16 protein-coding genes are annotated in these 21,355 nt (G+C 55.5%); 9 read left to right on the top strand and 7 right to left on the bottom strand.

The features are described 5' to 3' along the window. Positions 1-950: 950 nt before the first annotated feature. From OSO_RS0114405 to OSO_RS0114390, 5 genes are read left to right on the top strand one after another with little or no spacing between them, the layout of a single operon-like run. Positions 951-2,813, top strand: coding sequence for an HAD-IIIC family phosphatase (locus OSO_RS0114405; protein ID WP_202799936.1), 1,863 nt, complete (start codon positions 951-953; stop codon positions 2,811-2,813). Continuing rightward, complete coding sequence (locus tag OSO_RS0114400) at positions 2,810-3,055, top strand: acyl carrier protein (protein ID WP_010583975.1); 246 nt, start codon at positions 2,810-2,812, stop codon at positions 3,053-3,055. The genes OSO_RS0114405 and OSO_RS0114400 overlap by 4 nt, the downstream gene beginning before the upstream one ends. A 5-nt stretch (positions 3,056-3,060) precedes the next feature. After that, positions 3,061-4,161, top strand: coding sequence for a hypothetical protein (locus tag OSO_RS0114395; RefSeq protein ID WP_157605189.1), 1,101 nt, complete (start codon positions 3,061-3,063; stop codon positions 4,159-4,161). Beyond that, positions 4,136-4,270, top strand: a complete 135-nt coding sequence (locus OSO_RS52270) for a hypothetical protein (RefSeq protein ID WP_261340380.1) — start codon at positions 4,136-4,138, stop codon at positions 4,268-4,270. Before OSO_RS0114395 ends, OSO_RS52270 begins: the two co-directional genes overlap by 26 nt. A gap of 2 nt (positions 4,271-4,272) precedes the next feature. Beyond that, on the top strand, positions 4,273-5,538 hold the full coding sequence (locus OSO_RS0114390) for an MBOAT family O-acyltransferase (protein ID WP_029247010.1): 1,266 nt from the start codon (positions 4,273-4,275) through the stop codon (positions 5,536-5,538). Positions 5,539-5,691: 153 nt separating this feature from the next. On the opposite strand, the gene OSO_RS0114385 is transcribed toward OSO_RS0114390, so the two are convergent. From OSO_RS0114385 to OSO_RS0114365, 4 genes are all read right to left on the bottom strand, one after another. Continuing rightward, positions 5,692-6,591, bottom strand: a complete 900-nt coding sequence (locus OSO_RS0114385; protein WP_157605188.1) for a hypothetical protein — start codon at positions 6,589-6,591, stop codon at positions 5,692-5,694. A 490-nt stretch (positions 6,592-7,081) separates the two neighbouring features. Continuing rightward, a complete protein-coding gene (locus OSO_RS0114380) occupies positions 7,082-7,489 on the bottom strand; it encodes a hypothetical protein (protein WP_010583972.1) in 408 nt (135 codons plus the stop codon). 16 nt (positions 7,490-7,505) lie between these two features. Beyond that, positions 7,506-8,024: a hypothetical protein gene (locus tag OSO_RS50805; RefSeq protein WP_157605187.1), complete on the bottom strand. Its 519-nt coding sequence runs from the start codon at positions 8,022-8,024 to the stop codon at positions 7,506-7,508. A 501-nt stretch (positions 8,025-8,525) separates the two neighbouring features. Further along, entirely contained in the window at positions 8,526-10,142 is a 1,617-nt protein-coding gene (locus tag OSO_RS0114365; RefSeq protein ID WP_010583969.1) for a sigma-54-dependent Fis family transcriptional regulator, read from the bottom strand. 227 nt (positions 10,143-10,369) lie between these two features. On the opposite strand from OSO_RS0114365, the gene OSO_RS0114360 reads away from it, so the two are divergent. The 3 genes from OSO_RS0114360 to OSO_RS0114350 all read left to right on the top strand — a co-directional run bounded on the left by OSO_RS0114360 (position 10,370) and on the right by OSO_RS0114350 (position 12,226). After that, complete coding sequence (locus OSO_RS0114360) at positions 10,370-10,924, top strand: carboxymuconolactone decarboxylase family protein (protein ID WP_010583968.1); 555 nt, start codon at positions 10,370-10,372, stop codon at positions 10,922-10,924. 141 nt (positions 10,925-11,065) lie between these two features. Beyond that, entirely contained in the window at positions 11,066-11,527 is a 462-nt protein-coding gene (locus OSO_RS0114355; protein WP_010583967.1) for a nuclear transport factor 2 family protein, read from the top strand. A 66-nt stretch (positions 11,528-11,593) separates the two neighbouring features. Further along, positions 11,594-12,226, top strand: a complete 633-nt coding sequence (locus OSO_RS0114350) for a pyridoxamine 5'-phosphate oxidase family protein (RefSeq protein WP_010583966.1) — start codon at positions 11,594-11,596, stop codon at positions 12,224-12,226. Positions 12,227-12,349: 123 nt separating this feature from the next. On the opposite strand, the gene OSO_RS0114345 is transcribed toward OSO_RS0114350, so the two are convergent. From OSO_RS0114345 to OSO_RS0114335, 3 genes are all read right to left on the bottom strand, one after another. Beyond that, positions 12,350-13,822: an arylsulfatase B gene (locus OSO_RS0114345; RefSeq protein ID WP_010583965.1), complete on the bottom strand. Its 1,473-nt coding sequence runs from the start codon at positions 13,820-13,822 to the stop codon at positions 12,350-12,352. 37 nt (positions 13,823-13,859) lie between these two features. Continuing rightward, on the bottom strand, positions 13,860-16,223 hold the full coding sequence (locus OSO_RS0114340) for an arylsulfatase (protein ID WP_010583964.1): 2,364 nt from the start codon (positions 16,221-16,223) through the stop codon (positions 13,860-13,862). Between the two features lie 604 nt (positions 16,224-16,827). Further along, on the bottom strand, positions 16,828-19,725 hold the full coding sequence (locus tag OSO_RS0114335) for an autotransporter outer membrane beta-barrel domain-containing protein (protein WP_083842870.1): 2,898 nt from the start codon (positions 19,723-19,725) through the stop codon (positions 16,828-16,830). Between the two features lie 714 nt (positions 19,726-20,439). Between OSO_RS0114335 and cysD the strand changes: the two genes are divergently transcribed. Next, positions 20,440-21,354 carry a sulfate adenylyltransferase subunit CysD gene (gene cysD, locus OSO_RS0114325; RefSeq protein ID WP_010583962.1) on the top strand — a complete coding sequence of 305 codons (915 nt, stop codon included), beginning with the start codon at positions 20,440-20,442 and terminating at the stop codon, positions 21,352-21,354. The last annotated feature ends 1 nt before the right edge of the window (position 21,355 follow it).

Here is a 21,355-nt window from a genome sequence, read left to right as displayed (position 1 = left end):
CCCAGTCAATAGGAATTTGCGATCCTATCACTGGTGGCGGCTCGTAGCAACCATATGAGTTGCGAGGCTGGGCATTTGAGGCGGTTTGCCTGCGATGATAAAAATGCCGCGCCTGTGGAGCGGAAAAGCGTGGGACGATGCAAACCCCATCCCACGTCGAGCCCGAGATTTGTGGCTGAGGCGAAATGCGTTGCGGAATGGGGCAATTGTGGAATGGCGCAAGTCGCCCACGTCAACCAGGATTGCGGCTTCAATTCGTTGAGGTGTCATCTGCTTTCGAATGATGCCGTCTGGATCAATCAGATCGAACGTTGGCCAGCCGTTGCAACCACAGGCATTGGAAATGTCGCCCTTCAAAGAGCGATGATTCGGGAACGAACGCCAGCTCATTTTGTGTTCGATCGTGGCGCGCCTGGCGTCTTCGATCAACTTGTCCCCGTTGACTCGACTCCGTCCTGTTCCACGCGGCAGCCCCCAACTCTGGTCCCGAAAGACCTCCGGCTGCAAACCGGGGGACATTAAGAGAATTGCTTGTTTTGCAGCGGTTCTGTCTGTTGATTCCACCTCTCCTCGTTCGAGCCATGGACGTTAATCGTGTTTTCCCGAGTTCCAATTGACGAGATAAATGTCTTGCCCTATGAATCGCCGCCATTCGCGAATCCTTTTGGGCAAAAAAGACCACATTGCGGACACGATTGGGTGAAAAGTGGTTTGCTCAATCTTCTGCAGTTTGACACGTCAACGTTCAAGAGTTGGGGACTGATCCATTTTCATCGCACGCGAGGCGTGATACGGCGCGAAGTGTTCGCAACCAAAATACCAGTCGCCGCTGAAGACGGATCTGTCCCAATCTTTGATCCGTGAACGGTGGTGACCTTCGCAACAGTCGACGAGACAGTGGTCGACAAGACAGACGTCGACAAGACATTGGCAACAGAAAGGAGATTCTGATGGGCGTCATCCTCAACGAAATCAAAGATCTCCTTCGCCGCCATTCGCCCGAGTTCTGGGGGAAGCTGAAACAACAGACGCTTGATGCCACCACGTTCAGTGAGTTGTTCTTGCTTTCATCACTTCGAAAGAAAGCCTTGGCTCTGGGGATCGAACATGAAGGGGCCGCGAAGACGCCATTAAGGCTGGCAATTCTCGGTGGCTACAACCTCTATCCGCTGCATGAATTGGTCTCTCATTATCTTGAATCGAATGGCGTCACGTGCGAGTTGTTTCTCGGCGATTACGACAACTACGTCGCGGAAATGACGGAGGTGGATGGAGCACTGTATCAATTCCGGCCCCAGGTCGTCCTTGTATTACCTGGACTTCAGCGGTGCCGGTACGCAGGTGCGATCGGAGATTCGCGGGAGATTGTACAGGTCGCTGCCAACACCTTGGCGACGCAGCTATTGGGTTTGTGTCGAACGGTGCACGAACAGACCGGCGCGGAAGTCTTACTGGGCAACTTCATGTTGCCCGCGCGATACGATCTGGGTGAATTGCGCTCGCGCAGTCTTGGGACAGACTGGAATTTTCGAAAGTGCGTGAACCTGGAAATGGGACTCACTGCACCGCCGTTTGTCCGAATCCTGGACATTGAATTCCTGGCAAACCGGCATGGCGCTCTCGCTTCAGAAGATTCGCGAGGTTGGTTTGAAAGCAAGCAGTTCTGTGCGCCCTCGCTGCTGTTTGAAGTCTGTCGTGAGGTCGCGCATTTGATTTTTGGTCTGCGCGCGACGCCGAAAAAGGTACTCGTGCTGGATCTTGACAATACCCTTTGGGGGGGCGTCTTGGGTGACGACGGTCTAGAGGGGATCGAAATCGGTGATACGTCGCCGCGCGGGGAAGCCTTTAAAGCATTCCAAAAATACATTGTTTCACTCAAAGATCGCGGCGTATTACTGGCCGTGTCCAGCAAGAACGACGAACGACGAGCCATTGAGCCGTTCGAAAAGCATCCTGAAATGGTCTTGCGGTTGGACGACTTCGTATCGTTCAAAGCGAATTGGGATCCCAAGTCCGAAAATATTCGTCAGATGGCAGCCGAACTGGGGTTGGGAATCGATAGTTTCGTCTTCGTTGATGACAATCCGGCCGAAATCGAAATTGTCCGCCAATTTGTGCCCGAGGTGACGACCATTTTGCTGGGCAGCAGTGCTGCCGACTACGCTGGGCAACTGCAGGATTGCCGATTGTTTGAACCTCGCAGTATCACCGTCGAAGACGCCCAGAGGACCGACCAATACCTGGCCGAACGCAAACGACAAGATTTGCTTGCCTCGGCCACCGATATGCCGGCCTATTTGGAATCTCTTGGGATGGAGGCCGCAATCTGTGAATTCAATCAGATGGATGTCCCGCGACTTGCGCAGCTCATCAACAAGAGCAATCAGTTTAACCTGACCACACGCCGTCGAACCGAAGCCGAAGTTCAGTCGCTGATCAATCAGGAGGATTGGATTTGCCTGTCCGTGCGACTTCAAGATCGGTTTGGTGATCATGGACTGGTTTCCATTGTCGTGGGGCAGGCTCGAAGCGAGGCGGTTTATATTGACACGTGGCTGATGAGCTGCCGCGTGCTTAAGCGACAAGTGGAGGATGCCGTATTGAACGAGCTCTGCCGTCAGGCGCAGGATCGTGGGCATTCACGTCTCGAAGGCGTCTACTTGCCGACCGCGAAGAATGAAATGGTTCGAGATTTTTACTCGCGAATGGGATTCCAAACCAAATCAATCGCGCCCGATCGGGCTGACTTCGTGCTCGAACTCGGTTCCTTTTGCCCGCGTCCAACGAAGATCAACGTTCGGAGTACGACATGAATCAAGATGACGTGATGCTGAAGCTGCAGGGACTTTTCGAAGATATCTTTCTCGATCCTCCCCAATTGACTCGGGAATTGTCGGCCAAGGATGTGCCCGAATGGACGTCACTTATTCAAATCTCGCTTCTGCTGGCGGTTGAGCAGACTTTCAATGTTCGATTTCGTGTTGGAGAAGTCGAGGCGACCAAGAACGTGGGTGAGTTCGCCGATTTGATTCTCCGCCGAACGACAGAGAAATGAATCCGATGTCACCCGCATTTTCCTCGATTCGGCAAATGGTGGCATTCGTCCTGCTGCTCATGACTTTCATCGGATTGCCCGCGTTCATGGGGCGAACCGGATTGTTGGATCGGCGCGACGTCTACCCCACGATTGCGTGGAAGTATGGATTCTTTCCGTGGATCCAACAGCAAGTCTTCACCGAGACGGCGGATGTCGACATCGCATTTGTTGGCACGTCCCATCTGTGGTGGGCGGTCGACACGCCCTACGTCAAAGAAACGCTCAGCAAGCAACTCGGGCACGACGTCAACGCGATCACGCTTGGCTGGCCCTGGCAAGGATTCGACGGCGTCTACACGATGGCCAAGGATCTATTGGACCATCGGCACGTCAAGATGCTCGTGATCACCGATGAAGGCATCGCCAACGTGCCACACAACCACTCCTGTCGCTGGTTTCGGATCGGAGAGAACTCGGACTCACTGAAGGGGTTGTCGTGGCTTGGGCAAGCCCAATTGTACAGTGGCGCCATCCTCGGCATGCCCAGGCACCTGCTGAGTCTCGTGCGTCCCAACATCGTGGAATTCAGCGAGCAGACACCACCCAACTGGTGGAACGCGCGCGCGAACCAGACGGACCTGAATATTTCAGGAAATCTTGGTTCGATCAAGATGCGAAAGTCGATCGACACCTCGCATGATTTCACGCACTTCCGGCCAATGGGGCAGGCAACGAGCGAGGATGTCATCTCCTATTCCGACCGGACCGCGAGTCAGTTTGCATTCGCGGGTCCGCCTCCCGAGTTTCAACTCCATTTCGCCAGGAAGCTCGCCGAGTTATGTCGAGAGCGAGGAACCCGATTGGTTCTGTTGAATATTCCCCTGCTGAGCGATCGCGAGAAAACGGTTGTTCCTGAACGTTGCCATTGGCCGGACGTGTTGGGAACGCCTGTGGACATGGTCGGCATCCCGCCCGCAAAGTTGTTTTCCGGCGTCGAATCGACGGACCTCAACAATCTGTTCTACGACAATGACCATCTCAACCAGAATGGTCAGGAATGGTTCACACAACTCATCACCCCAATGCTGGGAAAACTCTATGTCACCTCAGCCAGCCGTCAGTGAGCGGTTCATGCTGACCCTTGTCGTCATTCTTGCTGTCGCCGCACTGTCATTGACCATGATCTCTCCCTGTTTCATGCTCGACAACGGGCTTGTTTACGGAGGGTTTTGAGCTTGGCAACGGAAACATTGTTGGCTCTTGGTCTCTATCTCCTCCTGGGTCGCTGGCTCGTTGGGCTCACGTCTTCGCTTCGCGATCCGGCGTTTGCCGCGCTCAATATTGGCGCAGTCTACTACTTTTTCTATTGGAACAACGAACAGCGTTTTCCCGTCAAGTTTCAGCTTGTCCTGAACCTGATTTTTGTCGCCTACCTTTTTGCGTTGTACGTCCAGTACCTGGCCATGCGGCGGTGGAGCGATCAACCGGGTTGGCAGCCATGGATTGCGTTCTTCATTCCGATCCTCTTCCTTATCGTTATCCGGTACGCGCCGGTGAAGGAGTTGGCTGCGCTGGTTAGTCCTTCGTTGGGGCGGTTGATCGAGCGTCGTCCGGACTTCACGCTGAATGCGGTCATGGTCGGTTTCTCGTACATCGCATTTCGATCGAGCTATCTGGTGCTGGAAGTTCGCAATGGCGTCGTACCAAAGCCTGGACTGTGGCAGTATTTTGGCTTTGCAATATTTCTTCCAACGCTCTCGGTCGGTCCGATCAGCCCCTATCGGATGCATCACCAGGGTTTTGTCCCATCGAACAAGCCTGAGATTCCGGTCGGCCGGGCCGCGCTGCGAGTGCTCGTCGGTGCAGTCAAGAACCGATTTTTTGGACCACTGCTAAATCAGCTCACGTACACGGGCCTGCTGCTCGACGAGCATCCGCACCACCTGATTGATCTGCCCATCGCGGCGGTGGCGTACTACTTGTACTTGTATTGCAATTTTTCAGGCTTCTGCGACATCGCCATCGGCAGTGCGGGGCTCATGGGGATCCCTGTCGCTGAGAATTTTGCGAATCCGCTTGTCGCAAGAAATCTTGGCGACTATTGGAACCGCTGGCACATCACCTTGTCTCATTACATGCGTGACGTGGTCTTTTCTCCGCTCTCAAAATTCCTGGTACGCACTTTCGGGCCTAAGAATGCCAACCACGCCATTGCGCTGACGATCCTGGTTGTCTTCCTGCTGGTCGGGATTTGGCATGGTGTCGGTTGGAACTATGCGGCATTTGGCGTGGCCCACGCGGCGGGGCTGATCGCGCACCACTACTACACGATCTACCTGAAAAAATGGCTGGGCCGGGAACGATTCGCCGCCTACAACCGCAATCGAGCGATCCATGCCGTCTCCGTGGCATTGACGTTCAGCTATGTCTCGGCCTGCTTGTTCTTATTCGCAAATGACGGCGAATCGATGGCTCGAATTTTCTCGATGCTGCGGCTGTAGATCGCGATCGGTCTGTGGAGATCGGAAGTAGTGGCTTCGCCCAGATTCAAAAACACCATGGCACCGTGAAGATCAACATGCCAATCCCCCTCAACACTTCGGGCGGCGAGCGGTGAGGCTCCCGTTGGCCTTGGCCTATTTCCACGATCACGCCTACTTCGCGGGCGAGAGTTCCTTTGCATAGGTGACGCCATCGACGGGGAATTTGATCGTGATCAGCTCCACGTTGTCGATGTCAATCAACGTTTCATCGGAGTTCAAAGGAGGGCTAAGCTTTGCTCGATTGTAAATACACAGAGCGTTCAGCGTTTGACCGGCTGTAATCGGTGCCAAATCGACAAAGTGTGGTTCGACCACGAGCAGCGGTGACGGCAGCGAGCCGGTGTCCAATTTGACCTTCGTCAGCTTGAGATCGTTTGTTTCAGCACTTGCTACTTTTCCAGTCAAGTAGAACGATCGACCGGTGTATTTATTGTGTGCCGCAGTCAGATCTTTCTTAAAGTCTTCTCCCAATTGCGTCGTCGTCAGAATGGGGCTTGGATTGGGGCCCGCCTTATAAATTTTCCATAAGAATCCGTCCAAACTGTCTTTGTTATACTTTGCACGTACCGTGACCGTTTGCCCTGGTGAGATCCGAGCCCAGGCCTCCGCTTCTTGCAGTGGAAACCCCGCGATATCAAATGTGCCGGGGCCATGCTTGAGCGCGAGACCCGTGATGTCTTTCAGCGAGTAGCCCACACTATCGACGGGACCCGTCACTTCAATCGTTTGCGTCGGATATTGTTCGCCTAGAGTGGTCCGCATTGATTTGGAGATCTCCGCCACCGTTTTGACAACGACATCTGATTCGGGCGAAGCGGTCGCTTGAGCGGCAGGAGCAGTCTGCCCGGCTGTTTGAGAATCTGCAGGCGAAGCCGTCTCGCTGGATTTGTTCGTAGGAGTGCTCGTGGAACTATTGGTTGGATTGCTTGCTGGTGCCGGCGTCGAATTCGGCGTCTTGCTACTGCATCCGAGCATCAATACCACCAGAGTCAATGACGTCGTCCATCGCATATTAACAACCCTTGTGATCGTTTGATGAGACAAGGCAACCGTTGAGAGGCTGGGGGTTGGTTCAATGTCCTGCGGCAAGAGGAAAGCTTCCTCAGGTCGAATCATTGTAAGTTCTCATGACGTCCGACAATGTCTCTGTTCACTCTCTTCATACTGTAAACAGTGAGAATGAGTATCTCACGCGCCGAATGGATATTCAACTCGGGAGATGAGATCGCAAGACACGCTGTTCCCAACAGCCTGATGAATCAACAGGGACTTGCTCCGCACAGTTTTAGAAATACCATGATATGGTGAACATGAAAGTGCTTGTTTCACGTGTTTCATCAGGCGTATCCGTCCACAGCCCGAAGAGAGAGAGACAGGCACCTGTTCCCGGTTCAATGGAAATCCACAGTGTCTCGACGAGGGACGTCCTTCCCAGTACCGTGGGAAAATGAGCCAGTCGCCGGCCTGGGAAAGGCTACTCATCGGGCGACTAACCCTGTCATCATTCTTCGAGTTCGTCGTCTGGGCTAATCTTCGCAATGCATTCAAGCAGTTTCTCGGACCAATGCCCGAAGTTGATCGAAAGCCGAAATAACTGTTCGAGGTTGCGAATTCGATCCTCTGGAACACCCAGCACACTCTTAAAGACCATTACTCCCCGAAGTACCGGCTTTGCTCTGAGGAATTCGATGTCGGAATCATCGTGTGACGAGGAAAAGCCGAACGGACTTCGTGCCAGGCAATCCGTCATCATTAGCAGATGTCGATTTGAGGCCTCCGTCTCGGTGTACCTGAAGACCGCAACCGGATGCGATGCCTTCAATTCACGTACTTCCGCCAAGGTTCCGACAATGCATCGTCCAGCGTAAATCCCGGTCTCTTGCTCAAAAGTGGCATACTTCCTGCGCACTCATCTTGATCGTTCGTTAGATATCCGACTTCAGAGATTCCGCCAGATCTGCAGGAATGGACGTCGACTTGCTGACCAGTTCAAACGCCGCGGTGCTGGTCGCGGGGGCTGCTGAGCTCCGTCTCGTCATCGTCGTTCCGCACGAAGTCGCCGAACTGCAGTTCGGTGTCACGCTACAGCAGGCAGGGGCATGCGTCGTGGCAAGGGCTTGGCAGCAGGGACGGTGCACGGCTCGACGGCCGCATGGACGTTGGTTGCCACATCCGTAGGGGCCAAAAAAAGAATGCCCGTAGCCACCACACCATCCCGCGGCGGAGTAGTTGGAACCAAAGTTTCGCTGATACCAACCACGGTGACCATATCCGGCACAGGCATAGCTGCAATCGTCCTGCTCAGTCGGGAGGTTCATGGTGCAGCATGTCGAGCAGCTCGTGCTATAGCCAGGCGCGATCTGAGCCTCGGCCGACGCTCCGTGATAAACAACGCACAGCAATGCGAGTGACGCACCAATGAGAGAAGGCAATTGTCGGTTCACGTTGGTTGCTCCTTGGCGATGACGAATCAAGCGGCCCAAGATTGTCGCGCGAGTTTGGGAAAACGTTGTCGAAGTCGATCTTTAAAAGCATCGACAACAACCACGAAAAACTTGCCGCTCCCCGCACAATCATCGAGTTTCAGGATTCTGCCGACTTTAGCGGCACCCGAGGCCGAAGCGTCAGAAGTGTGAAAAGAGGATCGAGCTTCAACGGCCTCGGCGATAAGCTGAAGTTTGTTTGTATACATCAAAAATGGGATGGCTGACGCCGGGCGATACGGAGGCTCGACCGTGCTCGGGACTGCAGCACAGAGGGGCTGAGCCACCCCCTAAAAAGGGTGCCCCTACCATTTTCATTTCGGCGTCACGCTGCCAGTGCCTGAGACCAACACAACGCTAGGACCGTCACTGGTCGTCAGATTCTCGATTAGTCGTGTGGTGATCATCGCGTGAGCGGATGGAGGCCCCGTTTTCGCAGCCCATGTCATCACAAAGGTTCGCTTACGAATTCTTGAGGTTGAAGGCTTTGATACGGGAATTGAGAGTCGTTGGTTTCATGCCAAGCAAGGCCGCTGCACCATCGGGACCGTAGATTTTGCCACGGCACTGGGCCAGGGCCGCTTCGATATTTTTGCCTTCGAACGCACGCAGTTCTTCGTCGGTCAGCACGCGTTGCGAAGTTGTGGATTCCGAAAGTGTTGCACGCTGCTTCGACGAGGCTTGATGGAAATCGAATCGCAGGCGGCCATCCGTGCTGACGATGCTGGCCCGTTCCAACGCGTGTTGAAGTTCGCGTACATTTCCGGGCCAGTCGTAACGCTGTAGTTCCTGCACATTGGCGAGCGTCAGTCGCAGTCGTGAACGCCCCAATTGACGAGCGAAGCGGCCGAGAAAGTGCTCGGCCAACAACGGAATATCTTCCACTCGTTTACGCAAAGGCGGCAGTTCCATCGGGAAGACACTCAGGCGATAGAACAAGTCCTGTCGAAACCGCCCCGCTTCGGATTCTGCTCGCAAGTCCCGATTGGTGGCGGCGATGACGCGAACGTCGATCCGCCGAGTTCGTTCTTCGCCGATTCGTTCGATCTCGCCTTCCTGGAGGACTCGCAACAGCTTCGCCTGCAGGTCCAGTGGAATCTCGCCGATCTCATCGAGGAATAGCGTCCCGCCGTCGGCGAGTTCAAAACGCCCGGCGCGATCTCGCAATGCGCCCGTGAACGCTCCTTTGGCATGTCCGAAAAATTCGCTCTCGTAGAGTTCTCGCGGAATCGCAGCGCAGTTGACTTTGATCAGCGGTCGATTGGCCCGTTGGCTGTGCCGGTGGATTTCTCTGGCAACGACTTCCTTCCCTGTCCCGCTTTCACCAAGGATCAAGACGGCGGAGTTCGTCGGTGCGACCAGTTCAATTTGACGCGTCACAGCCTGAAGGGCTGGTGCTTGTCCAATTAAATCGCCGAATGCGGCCCCCTGTTGAACTTCTTCGCGTAGATATTCATTTTCCAGTTCGAGACGTTTTTTCAACGAGTCGATTTCGCTCAAAGCACGGGCATTGGCGATAGCTGCGGCTAAATGATTGGCGATCATCCGCAGCCACTCGAAACAGGCACTCGTTGGCTCTTCCCGTGCGAACAGGCCGAGCACGCCCAGTACTTCGCCCCGGTAGATGAGGGGGTGGCCGACGAACGATGTGATCCGCTCTGCCACAATCCAGTCCGAGTTCGCAACCCACGCATGATCGAGATTGATGCTCGCGACTTCCAGCGACTGTCCTGTGGCCGCAATCTGCCCGACCTTCCGAACACCGATAGGAAAGCGACGAAAGGCTCCGTCGAGTTGTTGCCAGTTTTCGTTGGGGGCAACGAGCGAGCGTCCGGAACTCGCGACCAGATGCAAACAACGATCACGATTGGGGCACTCCTTCGCAAAGCGGCATCGTGCACAATCGTCCGGCATCGGCGGCATCGTGAGCCACACACGCACGAGCGCGACCGAGGCGGCATCGGACAATCGCTGAACCGCCAAAGGAAGCAGTTCTGTCAGGTGACTGAGTGACGCCAGTTCCAGCAGGAGCTGCTTCGGGTCACCCAGGATGCCGGTGCTTTCAAGTTCGTTCGTCATGTCGCGATTTTGACGAGATTTCGTTGTTTGTCAACGAAATCTCGCTGTTCGACGAAATTTCGTTGCGTCTTCATTTGTTCTGCGTTGTACTTAAGATTTTTTGTAGTAATGTGTTAAGGATTTCTGTGGAATCTGGCACGGAAAGTGATTTGTCACATCATCACGCAAGCTGAAACGTTCGGCTCGCAATGATGCCTTCTGCAAATCGCTTCTTGAAAGGTTCTAACATGTCACGCCTTCAACAAATCGCTCCCGATACCGCAACCGGAAAAGCCAAGGATCTGCTCGACGCGGTGAAGGGTAAGTTGGGTTTGGTTCCCAACATGACCCGTGCGATGGCAAACGCACCCGCGGTCCTGGATGGTTATCTGTCACTCAGCGGCGCGTTGGGCAAAGGTGGGCTATCAGCGAAGGCGCGCGAACAGATCGCACTGGCAGTCGGTGAGGCGAATGGCTGCGATTATTGCCTTGCCGCACATTCGGCCATCGGCAGGATGGTCGGACTCACCGTCGATGAGATTCTCGATAGCCGCCGTGGGACGTCCGTCGACTCGAAGTCCGACGCGATCATTCGGTTTGCCCGTCAAGTTGTGGAAAAACAAGGGCGCGTCACAGACACGGACTTGGCGGATGCTCGCACGGCTGGGTTGGATGATGCAGCCGTTGCTGAAATCGTCGCGAACGTGGCGCTGAACATCTTCACGAACTACTTTAATCACGTTGCCGAGACCGACATTGATTTCCCCAAGGCTGAACCGATCGTTCATCACGAACAAGCGTAGCAGCCTGTTGAAGTAACGAGGACTGGGGCCGGCCAGTTGAAAAGACGACATAGCATCGTCAACGCCAAGGTACCTGTCCTCGTTGTTTCAACGGGTACTCGGGCGTGTTGTCGGTGTGCACAAGATCGAGAGGATAATCCCATGACGATGATTCGACCACCCTTCACGTTTGAATCGGCCCTCGCCAAGGTTCGTGCCGCTGAAGATGCGTGGAACAGCCGCGATCCCGAACGAGTGGCCCTCGCCTACTCGGAAGACTCGGAGTGGCGCAATCGGGATCGATTTATTCGAGGCCGGGAACAAATTCGAGAGTTTCTGTCGGGCAAGTGGGAACGCGAGCTCGACTATCGACTGACAAAGGAGCTTTGGAGCTTTGGCCAGAATCGAATTGCCGTTCGTTTTCAGTACGAGTACCACGATGCACAAGGTCAGTGGTTCCGGGCCTACGGAAATGAACTGTGGGAGTTTGCCGACGATGGATTGATGCGAAGACGCGAGGCCAGCATTAACGACGTTCGCATTGCGGAACACGAACGCAAGTTTCATTGGCCTGCACCCGGCGCGCGGCCTGTGGACGATCCCGGTATTTCGTGCGTTCAATGATGCTTTGCTCGCTCTCGAGCAAAGCGTAAGACTCTTCGACAACATCCAGAGTCAAAGGTTCATTTCATGTCTCGATTCAGCAGCGACATTGCTTTCACACCCGCCGTCAAAGCGATCCAGACCGAGAAAGGATCTCGCTCAAGCTATGCCCGAATGGAAGAGGGTGGTAGTTGGGAGTCGACGGTCACTTCCGGGCTGAAGGAATTCCTGTCCGAGTTGGACATGTTCTATCTCGGGACGGCAAACGCCGACGGACAGCCCTATATCCAATACCGGGGTGGTTCACCTGGGTTCTTGAAAGTCGTGGACGCGAATACGTTGGGCTTTGCAGACTTCGGCGGCAATCGTCAGTACATCACATTGGGAAACATCTCCGAAAATTCCAAGGGGTTCATCTTCTTGATGGACTACGCCCACAGCCGACGCATCAAGCTTTGGGGCACCCTGCGTGTTGTCGAGGGCGATCCGGAACTTCTCGAACAGCTTCGTGATCCGTCTTACCCCGGTAAGGTCGAAAGGGCGATCCTTTTCACGATTGCCGCCTGGGATGTGAACTGCCCTCAGCACATTCACAGGCGGTTCTCGCAACGTCAAGTCGCCCCGGTGATCGAGACGTTACAGGCTCGAATTGCCGAACTGGAAGCCGAACTTCGTCAGGTGCGAGGCGAAGGACACGAATTGGATCATCCGTCGAAGTGAGCGAATCCAAGGAAGAATCTCATTCCTTTGCAGGTATGGGACAGAATCAATTGATCGCCTGTGGAAATCACAGGCGGTGGTTTCCCCGCGATTCGAAAACGCCCTGACATCGCAGTCGCTGCGTCATTTTGTCGGCAGGACCGGCTTCTCATGTGGAAGACCGCCGTCGGTACTATATCCCGGGTCAAGCAGCGTTTCGCCCTGGAAGCCAAGGTAGTCCACCTGCGATTTCAGCCACTCGCTCATCTTTTGCTGCTTGGCATAGTTCATGAGTCGGGCTTCCAGATCTCGGACAACCTCGGGAAATGCCTCCGCCAAGTTCTCTTTCTCACCTGGGTCCTGAATCAGGTCGAACAGTTCCGTCTTGCCCGGTAGGGTCGCGACCTTGATGAGCTTCCATCGGCCTTTGCGAATGGAACCGCGGAATGCCTCCACATTGATCAGGATCTCCTCATGAGGCGATGGCTTTCCCTCAGCAAGAGTGCCCCACGCGTCCTTGCCGTCGAAAGGCTTGGATGGATCGCCTTTCCCACCTGCGAGCGCCAAGAGTGTCGGCATCAGATCCACATGGTGCAGTGGTTCGTTCACGACCGAAGGCTTGAGCCTGCCAGGCCAATTCACGATCGCAGGCAGATGGACGCCTCCGTCCTTCAGACTTCCCTTGCCGCCGCTGAAGGGAAGATTCGAGCACGGTGGTTTGCTGCCTAAGGCGACGCCGCCGCTCGCCTCACGTTCCTCTGGTGCTCGCGCACCCGTAGCAAAGAGTGCACTGGTGGCACCGCCATTGTCTGTGGTGAAGAAGATGATCGTGTTCTCGCGCATGCCATTCGTCTCTAGTGCCGCGACGACTCGGCCGACTTGCCGATCGAGGTTGGAGATCATTCCCGCATAGGTCCGATGCATTTCGTTATCAAAGATGTCGTTGTACGCGTCGATGTCTGCTTTCGGCGCCTGATAGGGTGCGTGCGGGGCCAGCGATGCGAAATACAGAAACAACGGCTTGGCCTTATCGTGCCCTGCGATCAGTTTCACCGCCTCGGTACCGATCAGGTCGACGTAATATCCGTCTTCCCGCAAGAATTCGCCGTTCCGTTGCCAGTCGACCACTCCCCCTCGCTCCCTGGTGAAGTAGTCGACCTCACCAACCACGTTGCCGTAGAAGTGGTCGAATCCTCGGTTTTGTGGCCAGAACTTTTTGTCCGCGTGGCCCAGGTGCCACTTTCCGACCATTGCCGTGTGGTAGCCGACTTCCTTCAGTGCTTGCGGCAAGGTCTTTTCGTCAGTTGGTAGCCCGTACCTGTGGCTCGGGAAGATCACGAGCGTTTGCAGGCCTTGGCGCATCGGGTAGCGACCGGTCATCAGCGCCGCGCGGGCCGGGGTGCAAAGTGGCAAGCCGTAGTAGGATTCGAGCCGCACGCCGCCCTTTGCGAGAGCATCAATGTGGGGAGTCTTGATCTTGCTGCCCCGGTAACCGAGGTCGGCATTTCCCAGATCGTCCGCAACGATGACGACGATGTTCGGCCGTTCGGCGGCCGATGCCGCGCCGAACGAAAGCGTTGTGACGAAGATCGGCAAGAACCATTTGATGAAAGTCATAGCGAGTCTTTTGTTGATGATTTTGTTGATGATGAGGTTACTTCAGTTCGATTGTGACTTTCTCAATCGTGCCGTTGAATTTGAACGGCGATCGTTTGAAATAGTCACGTGCCACGGGCGAGCCAAGGTCCATGCCCACATCAAAGCTTTCGCTGGCCGTGAAGGCTGCGGGGACCGTCATTGCCGCTGTACCCCGCGCGACGTCATCGCCGTCCACGGTCAGAATGATGTCCGCGGGCGATCCCGGTTTTTCTTCTTTTAGCAACGTCTTCACGACGATCGTGTGCTTGCCCGGCAACAGTCTGTCACGTGACTTCAATACCGTGCGGTCGATAATCATGAGGTTGTATTCAAAGCAAAGGTGACCGTCGTCCATGTAACACGCGAGTCCACCGCCCGAGCCTCCAAGGGCGTACAAGACGCCGCTGGATCGTTCGCCAAATTCGAGATTGAGAGTGACGGCGTTGCTGTGATTGCCAACGGGCGGCGCGGTGAACTCAGGCATTCGAGTGGTCGTGTCATCGAAGGTCCACCGTGTGTGTGAAGTCTTGATTCGGTCTTCGGGGTGAAGCCGTAGCCAGATTCCAGCACCAATGGGAAAAACATTGTTTCTTTGCGCTTCTGCCAGAAACAGTTGTTTCAACTCAGCCAGCTTTTCCGGATGCTGAGCGGCCAGGTCCCGGGCCTGTGAGAAATCCTGTCGGAGATCGTACAACTCCCACACATCGTTCGCCGAATCCCATTCGGCAAGTCCCTTCTGTGCATTCAACCAAGGGATGAGGGGGCCAAATGTGCAGGCGAACCAGCCTTGGTGGTAGATTCCTCGACTCCCATTGTTGTCGAAATACTGTGTCGGTTTGTTTTCCGGTGCGTCAGCCGCGGTGAGCGACTTTGCCATGCTGACACCATCAATCGGGTCTTGCTCGAATCCATTCACGCTCTTTGGATGCTTGATCTTGAGCACTTCATAAATTGTGGGAGCGACGTCGTTGACGTGGTAAAACTGCGTGCGAGGTTGTTGATCTGCTTTGATGTTTTTCGGCCACGAAACAACCAGCGGGTTTCGCGTACCGCCGAAATGAGACGCAACAAGTTTCGTGTTGTGAAATGGCGTGCTGCCAGCCCACGCCCAGCCTGCATGATACATGTTGTCGGTCACGGATGTTCCGAGTGCATCCAATCCGCCGAGTTCCTTGAGTGCACCGATCTGCTGCGTGATCGTATTGGGAATCTGATTTTGCGCAAGCAATTCGCTGATCGACCCGTTCTGCCCTTCTGCCGATGATCCGTTGTCACCCCAAATGTAGAAAATGAGAGTGTTCTCGCGCAGGTTCATCTCTTCGAGGGAATCGATAAGTCGGCCGACCTGTGCATCAGTGTGCTCGCAGAATCCGGCATAGATTTCCATGAGGCGTGTCTGAAAGGATCGCTCGGAGGCTGGTATGCTGTCCCAGGCGGGCATGGTCTTATGACGGGGAGTGAGTTGGGTATCCTCAGGAATCCAGCCGAGTTGTTTCTGACGAGCGAAAATTTCTTCACGCAGTTTGTCCCAACCTTGGTTGAACTTCCCTTGATACTTATCCGCCCACTGCTTCGCAACATGGTGTGGGCCATGTACGCCGCCAGGTGCCCAATACATGAAGAACGGCTTGTCGGGGGCAAAGGCGCGATGGTGCTTCAGCCATGTGACGGATTTGTCCACCATGTCTTCGGTCAGGTGGTAGTTCTCGTTGTGTGGAGGTTCAATCGCCGTCGTGTTCTCTATCAGGCGTGGTTCCCACTGTGATGTTTCACCCGCGAGGAAACCGTAGAAGTAGTCGAACCCATAACCTGTCGGCCAGTAATCAAAGGGACCCATTGAGGTCGTTTGATCCGCCGGAGTGTTATGCCATTTGCCGAATGCGGATGTCTTATAGCCGTAATGATGAAGCGTCTCGGCGATGGTCGCAGACGACTTAGGAATGATGCCGGTGTAACCGTCCCAGTCCACGGCACGTTCGGCAATCGTACCAGACCCAACCCGCTGATGATTGCGGCCCGTCAGCAGCGCGGCGCGAGTGGGTGAGCAGATCGACGTGGTATGAAAGCGATTGTAGCAAAGGCCCTCTTTGCGAAGTCGCGTCAGAGTCGGCGTGTGGGCGAATCCCCCAAACGTGTCAGGCACGCCGAAGCCTGCATCGTCCACCAGGATAATCAGGATGTTCGGTGCGTCGGCGGCGACACGGATGGGCTCGGTTCGGCGCTTGTGAATTGAGTCCTGCAGCCGAGGTTTCGCGACACTGGCTGAAGGTGTTGACGGAAATGGGAGCACCGACCCGTCATCGGGCGAGGCTGCGGCGATGGATCGATCGAAGAAGCCGACCAAGGCGACGAACAGAACAAGTGGAATAATGGTTCGCACGATTGGTGTGTCTCATTTGAGGAAACTGTGACGAATACCCGCCTTCGTTTTCGCCATCCCACTCTTTGACCGTCTCCATTGCAGTCCCGATTCGCTCCTTATACACAGGGCCTCGGTAGGCTTCGGCGACTGCGATTTCGACTCAGAATCAGTGAGTGCGAAGATGAGAAAAGTGTGCGATCTTGAATTGGAGCTAAGAATTGCGGCAGGTAAGCAAACGATAAGCCAAACAGGCAGAGATTGTTCACCACTTGAGATTAAGTCACTTTCGAACGCGGAAGTAACGGCTTCCACGAGTGCCGGCGAGCGCCCTCTTGAAATCTCGAAGACTGGCCCGACCCCGATTCAAAAAGCACCGTTCAAACGCGAAAGCAACGCGCCTGCCCCCTGATTTCAACAGGCCGCAAACGCCGGCATTTCGTCGTTGAAAGTGGAAATTAATTGTGCAGGTGGTCGAAACTTTGACGTCACAGCGATTCACGATGCGTCGGCATCGACATTCGATGGTTAGGTCAAAATGCCGGAAACTCGCGGGGATTCCATCGCCGCAAATCAAGGAAAGGACCGCATGCGGTCCTGCGTCGAGTTGGGGCGCCCCCAGCGTCTACCAGATCGCGACGGCGCCGATCGAGCCTGTTCCGATCAGAGTTCGATCACCGGCTGTGATCTCGGCCGCGCCCAGGTATGACCATGTCTCGTTGACGCGGACTTCCAGTCCTTCGCCCACAATGCCATACACCTGCCCGATCCGCGTGCCTTGCGAGGTAAACGCCCCCCCGATCGGTGCACCGCTGAATGACGCATTGATGATGCGGTCATTGTCGAGCATGTCGCCAACGAGTCGTGCATGGGTAAAGGGTGTCCACAGTGATTCGCCCGGGCCCTCGATCGGATCGAATGCTGCTCGCACGCCGATGCTGGCTCGCAGGGAATTTGCGCGACTGCGCGCGACGTCAAGCGCTGCAGGCCCGCCCGACTCTTCAAACCCTTGCTGGCACAAATAGAGGTATTGCAGGCCGACAAGCGGCTGAACGCGAAGGGAGCCCGCAGCCAGCTTCAATCCTGCTTCGATGTTGGCCCCGATCTGACTTCCCGAGAATCCGGCCGTCAGCCGTTGAGCGTCACTGCCGATCACGACGTCACGATGCGTGTAGTATTTGTTGTAGCCATAGTTCGCGGAACCCAGCACATACGTGGAATCGCCATCGATCAGCGAATAGGCTCCAAGCTGGTAGGAACTCAGCTGGCCGCCTCCACCGAAGCTATCGCTAAAGCGACCATACGAACTTCCGCCGACAACGCCGATGCGAAGGCCGTCATCTTCGGGGAGTTCTGTGCCGAAGATCCCACCGCCTTGTCCAAAGTGCAATGACCCGGCGTTGCCATCGTTGCGATAGTTTCCACCGAATCCGAACCCTTGGGTCCACGTTCTCGGTCTTCCATAAGAGACCGACTGGCCTCGAATGCCTGTGTCAGTCGATGGTCGGGCGCCCTCCCCGACCAGAAAACCGATGTTACTGACGAGGGCATTCGTGACGCGTTGCTGAAATTGACTGCCAATCTCCAGCCCTTGCGTTTGCAAGTTCCCGAAGACCTCGCCGTTTAATTGATTGAGCGATTGCTGCTGTTGGTCAACGGGTAGCACTCCCAAATCGCCAATCATATTGAACAGAGCCCCACTGGATGTTTGCGCAATGTTGTCCAGAGCGGTGCCCACATTCAGTTGATTTTGAGTGGTCGCGGCGACAGCGAGACTGGTTGTCGGCTGAAGAGAAAACACCACATCATTCGGATCATAGATCACGTTGACGCGGAAAAAGGGGAGATCGGTTCGAGCCTCTGAGAATTGACCCGAAACTCCACCTCCCGCCGTGATGACCGTGTATTGGGTCCCTGGTAAGAACGTGCCGCCGCCAACTCCCAGGACTTTCAGCGTTCCCCCAAGCGTCGCATGTCCCGTGACATTCAAGACGTCGTTATTGACGTTGGGGACATTACCCGTGGAATTGAATTTGATTTCCGTCGTGCCCGTTGTCTGGGTGAACGTTCCGTTGACGGTCAACGTACCAATGCTGCTCGTCGCCGGTGCAACCGTACCCGCATTGGTGATATTTCCGACCGTTCCCGTCCCGCTGAGCCGTCCCGCATCGCTTGTCAGGTTGATCGGCCCCGTCAATGCCCCCATCACCTGCAAGCCACCCTGGCTAATCGTCGTGGTTCCAGTCAGGCCGCTGGTCCCGCTCAGGATCAAGGTTCCGGCACCGCTCTTCGTGAGCGTGCCAGTCCCATTGATATCCCCCGCGAAGGTCGCGTCGGTGGTTTGATTGAAGATCAAAACACCATTGTTGGTGATGTTTCCGACCAGGCTGTTTGAGTTCCCTTGAAGTGTCCCCTGGCTGACGATCGTTCCGCCGGTGTAGTTGTTTGTTCCCGACAGCACCAAGATTCCGGCCCCGGTCTTGGTGAACTGACTCGGTGCCGTCTCGGTCATCGGTCCGCTCATCGTGGCTGTTCCTGACGCGACACCAACGGTGAGATTGTTTCCCAAGGAAACCGGATTGGAGATCACCAGTCCGGTCGCAAGATTCAGAGTCAGGTCACCGGCATTCGACAGAGTTCCCGTTCCGAGTGACGCATTGTTCTGAACCTGCAGCGTGCTGTCGTTCGCGGCATGGACACCCCCCGCAAATGTATTTACACCGCTCAGAGTCAGTGTCCCCGGACCCGTCGTGATCAAACCATCGGTCGCGTTCGTTCCGCTGATCACACCGCTCAGTTGGCTCGTCCCTCCTAAAACCGTTTCGACCGTGAGCGTCGTATGAAGTGCGATCTTGTTCGTCAGTGTGACGGCATTTCCCAATTGGAGTGTCGGTGAACCCACCACATCCGTGGCCGTTAACGTGCCTGTTCCGAGCGAGGCACTATTGAGAACGCGGATTGAGCCGCCGTTCGTCGTGGTCCCGCCCGTATAGGTGTTGACGCCCGAAAGCAGTAGCGTCCCCGTCCCGTTCTTGACCAAGCTGCCGGGCGAGGTTCCGTCGGACAGGATTCCATTGAGCGCAAGAGTTCCGTCCCAATTGATCGTCAACGGGCCCGCAATCGTGTACGCATGGTTGTCGGTAATCGCGATCGCAGTCTGGTCGTGCAGCGTGACCGCCGTGGTGACGGATAGGGTTGGCCCATTTACCAGCGTAGAACCGTCCAGTCCTGTTTGAAACGTGAGCGTGTCGCCGGAGGTCGCGGCCGCCAGTCCCGCGCGCAGAGATCCAGCACCTGAATCGTTGATCGTCGTGACGGGAATGTCCGCCGCCGAAAGCGTCGACAGTGAAATCCCTGCCGCGCAGACGGCCGCAATGCTCCACCGCAAAAGGTGACGCCGGAGTAAGTTATTCCCCAGTGTGAGAGCCAGGACCCACGCCGAAATGCGGTCAGACTGTTTCCGAGAGAAACGGTGCAAACTCAACAGAGGATGTTTGCAGGCTCGTTTCATATGTGAATTCATCTCGCAAGTTCAACCGGCTGCATGTTTCGCCGATTCCCGGCGTGAAACCGTTGGATCACTCAAGCGTCTGAACTTGGAGCATCGTCTTCCCCGAAATCTACGCTCCGCACCCACTTGATCTATCGAGCATGGACCGATTCAGAATCCCTCAAAAATCGGCAATTCGGCCGCTCAAACGCCCCAGGCAGCAAGGTTGATCGTGACTCCGGCGAAATATGCTGTTACCCGATGATTGATGAGGAGACACCTGTGTTTATCGCCATCTCCAGAGTTCGCCATCGACGTAAGAGTCCGAATCCCCGTCTGACGCGTGGCAGCGAGCCACTGTTTTCCTCGTGCTCAGGCTCCCGTGTGGCAGCACCCCGTGCGATGTTTTTTCTGCCGTGCAGGAATGTGGATTCCGTTGACGTCACGCTCATTTCAGAGGGAAACGACACCCTCCGCGCGGGTGACTTACCTACGACGAAACGAAAAAAACGAATCGGGCTGATGCCCCGCTCCCATTCTCGAATTCGACTTGAGGGCCTCTTTTCGCTGCCGGAATTCTGATTCAGCCACATCGGCGAAGGATGTGTCATTTTTGATCGTTCCCCGGAACTCGTCAGATGACTTGCAGCGGGGCGGAGCGGACTGCTGCTCGTCCGGGAAGTGCCCTTCGCTCTGGCGAAGCAATTTTGTATGCTTCAACCAGACAGACACCAACGAGGAGGGCGGATGACCAGCAGCAGTTACAACTTAACACATTTGAAGGTACTCGAGGCAGAGAGCATTCACATCATCCGCGAGGTCGCCGCTGAGTTCGAGCGACCGGTGATGCTCTATTCAATCGGCAAGGATTCGGCTGTCATGCTGCGTCTTGCGCAACGGGCGTTCTATCCTGGACGATTGCCGTTCCCGCTGCTGCACGTCGATACGACTTGGAAATTCCGCGAGATGGTCGAGTTCCGGGATCGGTTCTGTCGCGAACAGGGCCTTGATCTGAAGGTCTGGATCAACCAGGAGGGGGTCGAGCAGAATATCAATCCGTTCGACCACGGATCGAAAAAACACACCGATGTCATGAAGACGGCCGCCCTGAAGCAGGCGCTCAACCATTACCAGTTCGACGCGGCCTTCGGTGGTGCGCGGCGAGACGAAGAGAAGAGCCGGGCCAAGGAACGTGTCTACAGCTTCCGCGACAAGCTGCACCAATGGGACCCCAAGAACCAGCGGCCCGAGTTGTGGAATCTGTACAACTCCAAGGTGAACAAGGGCGAAAGCATCCGAGCCTTCCCTCTGAGCAACTGGACCGAACTGGACGTCTGGCAGTACGTCCATCTCGAGAACATCCCCATCGTTCCGCTCTACTTCGCCGATGTCCGCCCGGTCGTCGAACGCGACGGGGCCCTCATCATGGTGGACGATGACCGGATGCGGCTACGGCCCGGTGAAGTGCCGATGATGAAGCGAGTCCGGTTCCGTACGCTGGGCTGCTATCCGCTGACCGGGGCGATCGAGAGCGACGCGACGACGCTGCCGGAAATCATCGAGGAAATGCTGGTGGCGCGGAACTCCGAGCGGCAGGGGCGGGTGATCGACCATGACGAGTCGGGGTCGATGGAGCAAAAGAAACGCGAGGGGTATTTCTGAA

Origin of the sequence: Schlesneria paludicola DSM 18645, from assembly GCF_000255655.1 — a bacterium.
In the GTDB taxonomy this organism is placed as follows: domain Bacteria; phylum Planctomycetota; class Planctomycetia; order Planctomycetales; family Planctomycetaceae; genus Schlesneria; species Schlesneria paludicola.
This window is presented reverse-complemented; position numbering and strand designations above follow the sequence as displayed.